Origin of the sequence: Phyllobacterium sophorae (assembly GCF_003010965.1) — a bacterium.
GTDB lineage: Bacteria > Pseudomonadota > Alphaproteobacteria > Rhizobiales > Rhizobiaceae > Phyllobacterium > Phyllobacterium sophorae.
Genome location: NZ_PGGM01000006.1, coordinates 166,174 through 180,487, shown reverse-complemented (window position 1 = coordinate 180,487; position 14,314 = coordinate 166,174). Strand labels below are relative to the sequence as shown.

The 14,314-nt window shown below is 57.8% G+C and carries 9 protein-coding genes; 3 read left to right on the top strand and 6 right to left on the bottom strand.

Features of this window, described 5'->3' with window-relative positions; translation table 11 throughout:
• Nucleotides 1-6: 6 nt before the first annotated feature.
• From CU103_RS15245 to parC, 4 genes are all read right to left on the bottom strand, one after another.
• Nucleotides 7-3,150 carry an efflux RND transporter permease subunit gene (locus CU103_RS15245; protein ID WP_245448814.1) on the bottom strand — a complete coding sequence of 1,048 codons (3,144 nt, stop codon included), beginning with the start codon at nucleotides 3,148-3,150 and terminating at the stop codon, nucleotides 7-9.
• Nucleotides 3,147-4,355, bottom strand: a complete 1,209-nt coding sequence (locus CU103_RS15240; protein WP_106664890.1) for an efflux RND transporter periplasmic adaptor subunit — start codon at nucleotides 4,353-4,355, stop codon at nucleotides 3,147-3,149. Before CU103_RS15240 ends, CU103_RS15245 begins: the two co-directional genes overlap by 4 nt.
• Nucleotides 4,356-4,382: 27 nt before the next feature.
• Nucleotides 4,383-5,129: a TetR/AcrR family transcriptional regulator gene (locus CU103_RS31430; protein WP_170117041.1), complete on the bottom strand. Its 747-nt coding sequence runs from the start codon at nucleotides 5,127-5,129 to the stop codon at nucleotides 4,383-4,385.
• 79 nt (nucleotides 5,130-5,208) lie between these two features.
• The gene (parC, locus tag CU103_RS15230) at nucleotides 5,209-7,488 is read right to left on the bottom strand and encodes a DNA topoisomerase IV subunit A (protein ID WP_106664889.1); all 2,280 of its coding nucleotides are present in this window, start codon (nucleotides 7,486-7,488) and stop codon (nucleotides 5,209-5,211) included.
• A gap of 226 nt (nucleotides 7,489-7,714) precedes the next feature.
• On the opposite strand from parC, the gene CU103_RS15225 reads away from it, so the two are divergent.
• A complete protein-coding gene (locus CU103_RS15225; RefSeq protein ID WP_106664888.1) occupies nucleotides 7,715-8,911 on the top strand; it encodes a hypothetical protein in 1,197 nt (398 codons plus the stop codon).
• Nucleotides 8,912-8,988: 77 nt separating this feature from the next.
• Here CU103_RS15225 and aspS read toward each other — a convergent pair whose 3' ends face one another.
• Nucleotides 8,989-10,779 carry an aspartate--tRNA ligase gene (gene aspS / locus CU103_RS15220; RefSeq protein WP_106664887.1) on the bottom strand — a complete coding sequence of 597 codons (1,791 nt, stop codon included), beginning with the start codon at nucleotides 10,777-10,779 and terminating at the stop codon, nucleotides 8,989-8,991.
• 158 nt (nucleotides 10,780-10,937) lie between these two features.
• Here aspS and rnd point away from each other — a divergent pair, with 158 nt between their 5' ends.
• Nucleotides 10,938-12,098, top strand: coding sequence for a ribonuclease D (gene rnd / locus CU103_RS15215; RefSeq protein WP_106664886.1), 1,161 nt, complete (start codon nucleotides 10,938-10,940; stop codon nucleotides 12,096-12,098).
• A gap of 237 nt (nucleotides 12,099-12,335) precedes the next feature.
• Nucleotides 12,336-13,253, top strand: coding sequence for a DMT family transporter (locus CU103_RS15210; RefSeq protein ID WP_106664885.1), 918 nt, complete (start codon nucleotides 12,336-12,338; stop codon nucleotides 13,251-13,253).
• Nucleotides 13,254-13,261: 8 nt separating this feature from the next.
• Here CU103_RS15210 and CU103_RS15205 read toward each other — a convergent pair whose 3' ends face one another.
• Nucleotides 13,262-14,314 carry a serine hydrolase domain-containing protein gene (locus CU103_RS15205; RefSeq protein WP_245448812.1) on the bottom strand — a complete coding sequence of 351 codons (1,053 nt, stop codon included), beginning with the start codon at nucleotides 14,312-14,314 and terminating at the stop codon, nucleotides 13,262-13,264.

Below are 14,314 nucleotides of genomic sequence, written 5' to 3'. Positions count from 1 at the left end.
TATCACCTATTCGGCTGCTTCGGCGATAGGCCCGCTCGAGGGATGCAGCGGAACAGTACGCGTGCCGGAGTTTTTGGTAGCCTCATCCGGACTGTTCGGCCGGAACGACCAATAGAAGGCCCGGCCCATCCAGTGGCTCACATCGTCCATGATCGTATAGAAGGACGGTACGAAAACCAGTGAAAGAACAGTGGAGACCAGCAGGCCGCCGATCACCGCAATGGCCATTGGCGCGCGGAATTCACCGCCATCGCCGAAAGCCATGGCCGCTGGCAGCATACCGGCTGACATCGCAATTGTCGTCATGACGATGGGGCGGACGCGCTTGCGGCCGGCATCGATGATGGCCTCGTTTCGCGGTATGCCATGTTTCACTTCTTCAATGGCAAAATCGACGAGCATGATGGCGTTCTTCGTAACAATACCCATCAGCATCAAAATTCCGATGACCACCGCCATCGAGACCGAGTTGTTGGTCAGCAGAAGGGCAACTGCAACGCCGGCAATCGACAACGGCAAGGACATCAGGATAGTGAAGGCATGGAAGATACTGCCAAACAGCAGGATCAGCACGACGAAGACCAGCATGAGCCCCATGATCATCGCGTCACGGAAGCCGGCAAAGACTTCGCCCATGACTTCCGCATCACCTGTTTCCTGAATGCGCACGCCATCCGGCATGGATTTGGCCTCGGGCAGATTCTTGACGATCGAGAGCCCCTCGCCGATCTCCTTGCCGCCCGCCATATTGGCACCGACAACGATGCGGCGTTCGCGATTGAAGCGCTCGATCGAGGATGGACCCTGCCCAAAGCTGATTTCGGCAATCGATTCCAGTGGCACGACGACACCGGAAGGAGCCGTTACGGTCAGCGTGCTGAGAATGGAAAGATCGCGGCGGGACTCTTCCGTCAATTGAACCCTAATCGGTATCTGGCGATCGCCAACCGTGTATTTGGCAAGGTTAGGATCGAGGTCACCCAGTGTTGCCACGCGCAATGCGTCCGACAGTGCGGTCGTTGAAATACCGAGTTCGGCCAGCTTGTCCATACGCGGCGTGACAATGATTTCGGGCCGGTCGAGCGCAGCGGTCGAGGACACCGCCTGGAAACTGCCGGTTGCCGTCATCGCGCTCTGGAGCAGACGCGCCTGTTCATTCACCTTGTCGCCGTTGCTGCCAATAACGCCGACAGCGAACTCGCGCTCGCCGCGATCATTGACGAAATTCGCACGCAAATCAGGTACTTCGGAGAGTTTGTTGAAAATGTCGGCCTCAACCTGCTTCTGCGTCCGGTCGCGCTCACTCTTGTGACTGAGCTTGACGATCATCGTGGCGCGCCGCGTGTCAAGCGACCCGGTCGGCGACGATCCGCCAGTAACGTAGGTCTGCTGCACTTCCGGGATTTCGCGCATAAGCGATGCCGCCTGATCGGTCACCCGGCGAGTTTCCTCGATCGGCGCACCAGGCGGCAATTCAAGACTGACGGCAACGCGCGCCTCATCTTGCGGCGGCACGAAGCCGGAAGGCAGGAAGCCCATTGCCCAGATCGCCACAGCAAATATGGCGACGCCGCTGATCAGCGTAAGCCAGCGATAACGCAAAGTCACAGTCAGAAACCGCGTATAGGCGCGAATCCAGCCGGTTTCCTGGTCGCCATGATGCAGGCTCTTGCGATCACGCAGAAGATAAGCCGTCATCATCGGCGTGATCAGTCGAGCGACGAGAAGCGAGAAGAACACGGCCACCGCCACAGTCAGGCCGAACTGTTTGAAATACTGACCGGCAATTCCGCTCATGAAGCTGACGGGCGCGAAGACGGCAATGATGGTTACGGAAATGGCGATGACCGCCAGACCAATCTCGTCGGCAGCTTCCAGGGAAGCCCGGTACGGCGATTTGCCCGACCGCATGTGCCGGACAATGTTCTCGATCTCCACAATCGCATCGTCTACGAGGATACCAGTCACCAGTGTGATGCCGAGCAGGCTGATGAGATTGAGTGAGAAGCCGAGCATATCGATCGCCCAGAACGTGGGGATGGCCGACAGTGGCAATGCAACCGCGGCGATCAAGGTCGCGCGAATGTTACGCAGGAACAGAAAGACGACGACAATCGACAGCAGCGCGCCTTCGACCAGTGAACTCATGGCCGATTCATAGTTGCCATAGGTGTAGTTCACCGAATTATCGATGATATTGAAACGCGCGTCAGGATATTTCTGCTGCAGCTGGTCCATGCGCGCCTGCACCAGCGCATAGACGTCGGCATCGCTGGCGCCCTTGGCGCGGAACACGCCGAGTGAGACGACGGTCTGATTGTTCACCCGGGCAAAGGATTTCGGCTCCTCATAGGAATCGCTTACAGTTCCAAGCGCATCCAGCCGTACCGAACGTCCGCCTGCCAGTGGAATTTCCACGGCTCGCAGATCATCGAGCGTCCGCGACGCGCCGAGCGTACGGATCGTCTGCTGGGTCGTACCAAGGTCGCCGCGCCCGCCGGTCAGGTCGGCGTTCATGGATTTCAGCGCACGATTGACATCCGCGGCCGTCACTCCGAGCGCAGTCAAGCGGTCTGGATCGAGCGCGACGCGGACCTCACGGGTTACACCGCCATAGCGTTCGACGCGGCCGACGCCTTTCAGCCCCTGGATGTCGCGGAGGATCTTGTCATCGACGAACCAGGAAAGCTCTTCTGACGTCATTGCCGGTGCCGAGACGCCATAGGTCAGAATCGCCGAACCTTCCACATCAACAGAGTTGATGATCGGCTCCTTGATTGTCGCCGGAAGATCGTCGCGGATACGCGAAACGGCGTCCTTGACGTCGTTAAGCGCCTTTTGTGTATCAACTTCCAGGCGAAACTCGACGAGGGTCGTCGAATTGCCTTCAGTCAGATTGCTGGTGACATTCTTGACGCCGGTAATATTGGCGACCGAATCTTCGACGCGCTTGGCAATCTGCGTTTCTAGTTCGGTGGGAGCGACACCGGGGTCCGTGACCGAGACAGAAATCAGCGGCACATCGATGTTCGGAAAGCGCGTGATCGGCAGCTTGGCAAAGGCCATCAAGCCGAGTACGACGAGCACGACAAAAAGAAGGATCGACGGAACCGGGTTGCGGATCGACCACGCGGAAATGTTCCAGTTCATTGGACGGCCCCCGTAGCCTCATCCGTCACGCGAACCGGCGTGACGCGGTCGCCATTGGCGACGAAGGTTCCGGCGCGGGCAACGACGTCTTCGCCTTCAGCCAATCCTTTCAGCACTTCCACTGCCCGGTCGTTGCGGATGCCCAGCTCAATTTTGCGGCTATCGACGACGCCATCCTTGACGACCTGCACCAATGCAGACCGGCCGTGATAGACGACTGCCGAAAGGGGAACGCTGATCCCCTCGCGGCGTGTCAATTCGACGACCGCGCGGGCAAAGTTGCCGGGCCGGATCGCGGGATTTCTGTCGAGCGCAATCTTTACGGAGCCGAGACGAGAGCTTGCGGTGATTTCCGGCGATATAAGCCGGACCCGACCAGCAACCGGCTCATCCATCCCTGACACCCGAACGGCAACAGGCATGTTCTCTTTCAGGCGCGGCAGATCGACTTCAGGAATGTTGGCCGCCAGTTCGAAATCCTGGTCGCGCGCGATCCGGAACAACGGGCCCGCATTGAACGAGACAATGCCGCCAAGAAGCGCGTTGCGGCTCAGCACAACACCGCTTGCAGGCGCTTTGACGTCGGCTTTTTGCAGCCGCAGCAGCACGTCGCGCTTTTGCGCAGCAACCAGCTGCAATTGGGATTTGGTGGCGACAAGCGCCTGCCGGGACGTATTGAGACGTGCGTTGGCGCTGTCATGCGCATTTGTAGCGTTATCCAGCTCCATTTTCGAGTTGATGCCCTTGGCCGACAAGGCACGAGCGCGATCAAGCGCTTCCAGGGCCTGGCGAACGGCAATCTCGGCATCAACAATCTGTGCTTCGGACTGGGCGATGGATGCGTCGGCCTGGGCACGTTGCGCTTCGATCTGAGCCAGCTGGATTTCCAGCGAGGACTTGTCTAGACGGGCGAGAATATCGCCTTCCTTGACGACATCGCCCTGATCGGCATTGAGCTCAAGAACGAGCAGCCCTGCGACATCAGTTCCAACAGCAACCTCCTGACGGGGCACGATTGTTCCAGTCACAGTGATTGTCGCCACCATTTCGGCTTTGCTGGCTGGCGTGACGTTGATAATCGGCGCCTTTGCTTCCTGCGATGCGGGAACTGCATTCTCTTCAGCAAACCCGCTGGTACTCAACGACGACACCAGGCTCAGGGAGAGAGCCAGGGAGAACAGAACTTTTTTGCGGTAGTGGCTCATTGGAAAATCCGGGGTGAGAGCAATTATTCACTTGTTTGTCGGGCGCAACATGGCCTCAGCGAGGGCGTGGAACACTGGCTCCAGTGCTTCAACCGGAACACCTTGCGCGGGGAAATTACGCATGATGATCCCCTCGCCCATTGCCGCCAGCGTTGCCACAAGGAGCTCCATATCCGTCACCGGATCGATCTCTCCGCGTTCCTTGGCAGCCGTAAACGCAGCGAGAAGCTTCTCGCGCATCAAGCCTTCGTGGAGCTCACAGATTGCGGCAACGCCCTCGTTGCGCATCGATTCGGCACGGACTTCAACGAAAAGACGTGCGCTGGAATCGCGCGGCCCGGGTCCGGTTGTGTTCAGCGACATCTTCCGCACATGGTCGATACCGACCTGTGTTACGGCATCGATGATATTGCTGGAGCTCAACATACGATCAAGGATTTCAGCGCTTTGCTGCCGGTGCGCCGCCGATATCTTCTCGATTATCGCTTCTTTCGACGGGAAATAGCGGTAGAGCGCGCCAGGGCTCATGCCCGCTTCGGAGCAGATCTCATTCATGGATGCACCGCGAAATCCAGAGCGGATAAAGCAGGTCATCGCGGCATTCAGTATGCGCTCTTCCTGCGCTTCACGATTGCGTGCCCGTTTTCCGAATAGTTTAGCGACGAAACAATGCCGGGAACCATCCGATTCCTCGTCGGCAATGCTCGCTGGCTGTTTGGGCAGGATGTTATCAACCATGGCGGCAGCAATAAGAGAGAGAACGTTCTCTCTCATTTACGGCAAAGACCCGAATTCGTCAATACGAGAATGATCATTCTCGTATTGTTCGACTCGGCGATACTATTTCAGACGATCACGAAAACTTGCCTGAACGCGGGAAGCCCTTTGGCACCATGCGGCCGGCCGTGGCTCTTGGTCCAGCCCATTCGAGCAATTCCAGCTTGCCGCGCGTGAAGCTACGGCCCGATGCGTCCTGCCAGGTCAGCCCCTGCTCCAACGTAAAGATGCGAATATCAGAAACACCACCGTCCTTGTAGCGCTGCAGGCGAACGCCCTTGCCCCGGCCGAGTTCCGGAACTTCGGTGAGCGGGAACACCAGCATCTTGCGGTTCTCGCCGATGATCGCCACCGAGTCACCAACGACCGGAATGCAGTGACGCGCCTCGTCCGGCGTTTTGACGTTCATCACCTGCTTACCCTTGCGGGTATTGGCGATGACATCCGCCTCGGGCACGATGAAGCCGTTACCGACATGCGATGACAGAAGCAGCTTGCGCTCGGGGTTGTGCACGAAGGCCGTGACAATGTCCTGGTCGTTCTCCATGTCGACGATGATGCGAATCGGCTCGCCATGGCCACGGCCGCCTGGCAGGCTGTTGGCGCCGATCGTGTAGAACTTGCCGCCTGTCGTAAGGACAAGAATGCGATCTGTTGTCTCCGCATGGAAAGCAAGCTTCAGCTTGTCACCTTCCTTGAAGGTCAGCGAAGAGAAGTCCGCCAAGTGACCCTTCATTGCACGCAGCCAACCCTTCTCTGAAACGACAACCGTGACCGGTTCCTTCTCGATCATGGCGTGATGAATGTCGGTCAGATCATGCTGGGGGGCATCGGCGAGGGTCGTGCGGCGTTTGCCGAGCAAAGTGTCCGGCGCATATTTCTTCTGCATTTCCGAGATTTGCCAGGAGATCGTCTGCCACTGCTTGGGCTCTGAACCGAGGAGCTGCTCGATTTCGTGCTTTTCCGCGGTAAGCCCATCGAACTCCTTGCGGATCTCGAACTCCTCGAGTTTACGCAAGGACCGCAGGCGCATGTTGAGGATGGCTTCAGCCTGATTATCCGTCAGTTCAAAGCGGCGAATCATCTCCTGCTTCGGCTCATCTTCCTCGCGGATGATGCGGATGACCTCATCGATATTAAGGTAGGCGATCAACATGCCGCCAAGTATTTCGAGACGGCGCTCAATTTCGCCGAGGCGATGGCGCGAGCGACGAATGAGCACGTCCTTGCGGTGCTCCAGCCATTGCTTCAGAACATCGCGCAGTGAAAGGACATTCGGCACCTTGCCGGCGGAAAGCACGTTCATATTCAAGGGAAAGCGCGTTTCAAGCTCGGTAAGCTTGAACAGCGATTCCATCAGAATGTCGGGATTGACGCTGCGGCTCTTCGGCTCAAGCACCAAACGAACGTCTTCAGTGGATTCGTCGCGAACATCCTCGAGCAGCGGCAGCTTCTTGGCGATCAGCAGCTCCGCAATCTTCTCGATCAGCCGGGATTTCTGTACCTGGTAGGGAATTTCGGTGATGATGATGATCCATGTGCCACGGCCCTGCTCTTCCACCTGCCAGCGAGCGCGCAGCCGAAAACCACCGCGACCGGTCTTGTAGGCTTCGAGAATGGCATCCGGCGTTTCGACCATGATGCCGCCCGTCGGAAAATCCGGGCCGCGAACTTTGGTCTTCAGCGGATCCTCATCCTCGGCCTGCGACATCAGCTCTTCGACCGTAGCATCGGGATGCTTGATCAGATGCAGCGCCGCGGCGCAGAGTTCCGAAACATTGTGCGGCGGGATCGACGTCGCCATGCCGACGGCAATGCCCGATGAACCATTGGCAAGCAGATTGGGGAAAGCGCCAGGAAGGACGATCGGCTCCTCGTCTTCCTCGTTGTAGGTAGGGCGGAAATCGACCGCATCCTCGGTGATGCCTTCCAGAAGCAGCATGGCGACATCGGTCATCCGCGCTTCAGTGTAACGCATCGCAGCTGGATTATCGCCGTCGATATTGCCGAAATTCCCCTGCCCGTCGACAACGGGATATCGTACAGCAAAATCCTGCGACAACCGCACCAGCGCGTCATAAATCGACTGGTCACCATGCGGATGGAACTTACCCATCACCTCGCCGACAATACGCGCGCATTTTGCATAGGACTGGTCAGGCGACAGCCGAAGCAGGCGCATGGCATGCATGATGCGGCGGTGGACCGGCTTCAATCCGTCGCGCACATCCGGCAAGGCACGGTGCATGATCGTTGAAAGCGCATAAGCAAGATAGCGTTCTTCCAGAGCCGCCTTCAGATCAACCGGTTCTACATTATCATCGCCATTGTCTGGCGGAATCAGGCTTTTTCCCATGTCAATGAACTATCAATTCGGGGAATCCCGGGCAAGCGATGATTCGCCAAGATCACAGGCAGTTATTGCCATTTGGAGCGATGAACGGCTGGAAGCTTGCGTTCAATCCGCAAATCTGACTTTCTAGCGCACAAGTTGCAATTATTGCCCATTGATCAGCGCCCGTCATAGTTTTGCCGCGCCCCATGCAATAGCTTCTAATGTTGAAAATAACAGGGATCAAATCATGCCTCCAATCCACCCTCTGAAGTCCGGTTTGCGCGTTCTCGCTGCAACCTCAGCTCTCGTCGTGTTTGCCGGTTCAGCCTATGCGGTGGATGGCAACGCGGTGGCCGCACGATTGAAGGCAGTTTATGCCGAACAGGGCGGCACAATCGAGTATGGCAGTGTCGAAACCAACGGCTCGACGGTCATTCTCAAGGACACGAAGGTCTCCACGACCGGGATAAAGGAAAGCTTCAACGCCGGCGATGTAACATTGAACGATGTCAGCGATGTTTCTGGCGGCGGCTTCAAGATCGGGTCGTTGACGATGCCCGATATCGATTTCAGCCCGGAACGCGAACCGGACAACAAGATAAGCGTCGACGGAATAAGCCTCGAAGGCATCACCCTTCCCGCTGAAGGCGCAACCGAGCCTCTGGCAAAAATCCTGCAATACGAGAAGGCGGAAGTTAAGCATCTCAATGTCAACGCGAAGGGCAAGGATGTATTCACCGCCGACAATGTGACTGCAACAATTTCGCCGCTCACCCAAACCAGTCCCGTCGCATTCACAACCAATGTCGAGAGCTTCAAGGCGGATCTCTCCGACATCGAAGACCCGAAGACCAAGGATGCGCTTAAGGCGCTTGGCTACGAGACCATTTCGGGAAAGATAGACATAAACGGAACATGGAACGTGTCCGATGGCCGTCTCAACTTCGAAAAGATGGACTTCGTTGCCGACAATGCTGGAACGCTTGGCCTGAAGTTCGATATTTCCGGCTATACGCTCGATTTCATCAAAGGTCTGCAGGAAGCGACCAAGAACATGGAAGGCAAGCCTGACGATGCACAGAGCATGGCGATGCTTGGCCTGATGCAGCAGTTGAGCTTCACGGGTGCGTCCATCCGTTTCGACGACGCGTCGGTCACATACAAGGCGCTTGACTATGTCGCCAAGCAACAGGGAGCCAAGCGTGGTGATCTGATCAACCAGGCCAAGGCAATCCTTCCGATGGCAGCTGCCCAGCTCGGCAATGCAGAATTCGCGCAGTCGCTCGGAGCGGCGGTGAACACCTATCTCGACAATCCGAAAACCATCGAGATCAAGGCCGCTCCAGCCAAGCCGGTTCCTTTCGCCATCATCGCCGCGGGTGGCATGGCCGATCCGAAATCGCTGATCAAAACGCTTGGCGTTACGGTCACCGCCAGCCAATGATCGGGCAGGGATTCTAACAAAAAGCCCGGCAGCGACGCCGGGCTTTTTGTTTATTCGGTGTCGGTTAGCAGAGGTTTCTAATCCTCTTTCTTCACCGGATTAAGCCGGATGTGCAGGTCGCGCAACTGAGCTTGCGATACATCCGACGGGGCGTTCATCAGCAGATCATGAGCCTGCTGGTTCATCGGGAACATGGTGATCTCGCGCAGGTTCCTCGCTCCGACAAGCAGCATCACGATACGGTCGATACCAGCTGCCATGCCGCCATGCGGAGGTGCACCATACTGGAAAGCGCGGTAGAGGGCGCCAAAATCCTCTTCTACGGTCTCCCGCGAATGACCGACAGCCTCGAATGCCTTGACCATGGTTTCCGGCAGATGGTTGCGGATACCACCTGAGGCAATCTCGAAGCCATTGCAGACCATGTCATACTGGAACGCCTTGATCGTCAATGGATCCTGGTTCTCCAGGGCATCCATGCCACCCTGCGGCATAGAGAACGGGTTGTGGGCGAAATCGATCTTCTTCTCATCTTCGAGCCATTCGAAGAATGGGAAATCGACGATCCAGCACAGCTTGAACTGGTCGCGATCAACGAGGTTCAGTTCCTCACCTGCGCGCGTACGTGCTGCTCCGGCAAACGAGACGAACTTCTTCGGATCGCCGGCAACGAAAAACACCGCATCGCCCTCGTCGAGGCCGAGCTGCGTACGGATCGCTTCGGTCCGTTCCGGGCCGATATTCTTCGCGAGAGGTCCTGCCCCTTCAAGGTTTTCACCTTCCTTGCGCCAGAAGATATAGCCGAGGCCCGGCTGCCCTTCCCCCTGCGCCCATGAATTCATGCGATCGCAGAAGGCGCGCGAACCGCCAGTCTTGGCCGGAATCGCCCAGACTTCAACCTTCGGATCATTGGCGATCATGTTGGCGAAAACCTTGAAGCCGGATCCGGCGAAATGCTCGGTTACCGCCTGCATCTCGATCGGGTTGCGTAAGTCAGGCTTGTCCGAACCAAATCGGCGCATGGCGTCGTCATAGGTGATCCGTGGGAATTCCTGCGTCACCGGCTTGCCGTCGGCGAACTCCTCGAAAACACCGCGCAGAACCGGTTCCATCGTCGACAGAACATCATTCTGCTCGACAAAGCTCATTTCCAGGTCGAGCTGGTAGAACTCACCCGGCAGACGGTCGGCGCGGGGGTCCTCGTCGCGGAAGCACGGCGCGATCTGGAAGTAGCGATCGAAACCGGACATCATGATCAGCTGCTTGTATTGCTGCGGTGCCTGCGGCAACGCGTAGAACTTGCCGGGATGGATACGGCTCGGCACAAGGAAGTCTCGCGCGCCTTCCGGCGAAGAAGCCGTCAAAATCGGGGTTGAGAATTCAGTGAAGCCAATTTCGGTCATGCGGCGGCGCATCGCGGCAATGATCCTGGTGCGCGACATGATGTTCTTATGCAGGGTGTCACGGCGCAAATCGAGGAAGCGGTACTTTAGACGGATATCTTCCGGATAATCGAGCTCGCCGAACACTGGCAAGGGCAATTCCTTGGCGGCGGACAGGACTTCGATTTCGCGCGCAAAAACCTCGATTTCGCCGGTCGGCATGTTGGGGTTGACGGTATCGTCCGTGCGGGCCTTCACCTCGCCGTCCACACGGATAACCCATTCACCGCGCACGGTCTCCGCCAATTCGAATGCCGGCGAATCCGGACTCGCGACGATCTGCGTCAGGCCGTAATGGTCGCGGATATCGATAAAGAGAATGCCGCCATGGTCACGGACGCGGTGAACCCAGCCGGAAAGACGAACTGTCGAACCAACGTCCGATTTACGCAAGGCGGCGCAGGTATGGCTGCGGTAACGGTGCATGATATGTGCCTCTGATATGTATGCTGGTGGCCGGACAGCGTGGGATAAGCCCCGGCAAAGCCCGAGAATTTGGGCGGACAAGCGCATTTTGAGGGTGATTTGTCAAGATCAGGATTGAGGGCCAAGACAAACGCTTATCCATTCGCTATAGAAATTTCATGACCATGATTACAACCACAGATCAGCTTGAACAGGCTGTTGCCGCCCTTTCGCAATCCGATTTCGTGACCGTCGATACGGAATTCATCCGGGAGACCACGTTCTGGCCGGAGCTCTGCGTTATCCAGCTCGCGTCGCCCGATCATACGGCAATCGTGGACGCTTTGGCGCCAGGCCTTGATCTTGCTGCGTTTTTCAGGCTGATGGCCGACGAAAAGATCGTCAAGGTTTTCCACGCCGCGCGGCAGGACATCGAAATCATCTTCCATCTTGGCAATCTGATCCCGCATCCAGTGTTCGATACACAGGTTGCGGCAATGGTTTGCGGCTTTGGCGATGCAATCGCCTACGACCAGCTCGTGCAGCGGATCGTCGGAGCGCAAATCGACAAATCCTCTCGATTCACCGACTGGCGGCGCCGGCCCCTTTCGGAAAAGCAGCTGGATTACGCACTGGCGGACGTGACTCATTTGCGTGACATCTATCTGCACCTGAAAGCCAGTCTCGAAGAGGATGGCCGGACGGACTGGGTGCTGGACGAGATGAAGATCCTCACGGCGCGTGAGACCTATGACATGCATCCGGACGATGCGTGGAAACGGCTGAAAATGCGCCTGCGCAAGCCAGTGGAACTCGCCGTACTGCGTAGCGTCGCCGCCTGGCGGGAACGGGAAGCGCGGGAACGCAATGTGCCGCGCGGCCGCGTTATCAAGGACGATGCCATCTACGAGGTCGCGCAGCAGCAGCCGCGCGATGCGGAAGCCATGTCGCGTTTGCGAACGATTCCAAAAGGTTGGGAACGCTCCAGCATGGCTACCGGCCTGCTCAATGCGGTCAATCTGGCACTTGACCTGCCCAAGGAAGATATGCCGCGCTTGCCGAAATCAGTGCAATCACCGGAAGGTGCAGGCGCTGCGGCTGAATTGTTGAAGGTGCTGTTGCGGCTTGTCACTGAGGAGCACGGCGTTGCCGCCAAGGTCGTCGCAACCTCCGACGAGATCGACAGAATCGCGGCCGAAGGCGACGCAGAAGACATTCCGGCGCTCCAGGGCTGGCGGCGCGAGGTCTTCGGCGAGAAGGCCCTGCAGCTGATCAATGGCGAGCTTTGCCTGAAATTCGAGAACAAAAAAATCCGTGCGGTGCTGTGGCCAGCTGAGTAGCGCAATTCAACCGTGCACAACCGATTTGCAGCCCAAGATTTAGAATCTTGGGTCAGAATCGACAATTCTTGGGCGAGAATCGGAGATTATTCGGCAATAATTCACCCTTTTTGCGCAATCGGTGTAGGAGCTGGCCGCCGTCCTGTTCGCGAATTATAGTTCGGCCGGGATCGAAGCATGGGCAGCATTCTCGCCGCTACCCTGAACGCATTGATCACCTCTCGATGGAAACCAATCATGTCCGCTCCCGCAGCACAGGCACCGGCCCTCGCCAAAGAAATCGCACTCCTCGCCGTCCTCGCCACGCTGTGGGGCGCGTCTTATACGTTCATCAAGATCGGCGTCGAGACCATCCCGCCGATCACGTTCATCGCGGCGCGAACCCTGATCGCCGGCGGACTGCTTCTGGCAATCATCAAAATGCGGGGACTGTCGCTGCCAAGCGACCCGGCCATCTGGAAGCGGTTCCTGATTCAGGCTGGCATCAACAGCGTCATTCCGTTCACGCTGATCGCCTGGGCCGAGCTGACCGTCGACGCCGGGCTCGCGACCATACTCAACTCGACGACGCCGATCTTCACCTTCCTGCTCACGGTCCTGATCACGCGGCATGAGGCGGTGACGACGCGAAAACTTTTCGGCGTTGTCGCAGGCGTCATTGGCATCAGTCTGATCATCGGCCTTGAAGCCTTCAATGGCCTGGGCAAAGGACTGGTTTCGCAACTGGCGATTGTCGTCGCGACGATCTCCTATGCCTGCGCCGCGATTTTCGGGCGCGGCTTCAAGGGGCTCGATCCGATGATGCCGGCAGCAGGCTCGCTCATCTGCGGCGCAGTGCTGCTTATTCCGGTCAGCCTCGTCGTCGACCAGCCCTGGACGATCGCGCCCTCGGCGTATTCGATCCTGGCTTTGCTCGGTTTGTCGATCTTTTCGACGGCCCTCGCCTTCGTGATCTATTTCAGGCTCATCCACACATTGGGGTCGGTCAGCACCACATCACAAGCTTATCTGCGGGTGCCGATCGGCGTCGGCATCGGCGTTGTCTTCCTCGGCGAAAGCCTGACCTCAACAGCTTGGCTCGGTCTGCTCTGCGTGATTGCGGGCGTTGCGGCCATGACGTTTCCGTCGCGCAGGAAGTTGGCTGTCACCGCCTGAGTTTCGAGCTAACCGTTTAGTGCCTCGGCGGCGGGGACAATGCGCTGGCTGACCAGATCATGCAGCTGGCGCACATAGCCGGAGCGTCCGGAAGGCGCGCCGGGATCCGATGTCATGACAACGACAAGAGAAGCGTGGGGCACCACATAGATCATCTGTCCGCCGTAGCCCCAGGCATAATAGACCGGCTGGCCGCCGGCGGCGCTGGAAACGAACCATCCAAGACCATAGGAATCGCCGGTAAACGGCGAGCTGGTTCTCGGCTTCCAGGATTCCTCGATCCAGGATTTCGGCACAATCTGCTGGCCGTCGCTTTGACCCGCATTCAGGAACATTTCGCCAAAGATCAGCATTGCGCGCGGCGATAACAGCATATCGTTTCCACCAAAATAAATTCCCTGCGGATCACGCGGCCACGGAGGAATGCTGATATCGAGGGGTTTCCCCAACCAGTCCCTTGCATTTTGCAGCGTCGACCGTCTGGTTTTAGCGGTCAACAATGCGGATAGAAGATGAGAGTTGCCGGTTGAATAGAGCATCCCGCCGCCCGGTTCATCGACAAACTCACGCGACAACGCATAACGCACCCAGTCACTGCTTTCGACCCAGCTCCCATAATTCGGCCCCGAGGTTCGCTCAAGGCCTGCCTGCATCGACAGGAGGTTGCCGATGGTCACACGCTGCAACCGCGGATCGGCATTGCGGGGGAGCTTGTCTGCCAGAAGCGGCGCAATCGGCTGATCGAGTCCATCGAAAATCTTGCGATCGATGGCAATGCCGACGAGCGTTGCGATGATTGTCTTGGACACCGATTTCACGTTGACAGGACGATCCGCAGGCGGTCCGCGAAATGTGCGCTGCATCTGGATCTTGCCTTGCCGGGAAACGATGAAGGTGTGCAATGCGGGGAGCAGCGCTGCCTGCCCGACAATATCATCAACGGCACCCGCATCGAAAGACGCAGCCGCCGCGGTTGACTGGGACAGAGCTGGCTGTCGCGCCAGGGTATAGGCTGCGCCGGCAACGGACGCCAACAGGAATGCGCGGCGATCGATCTTCAA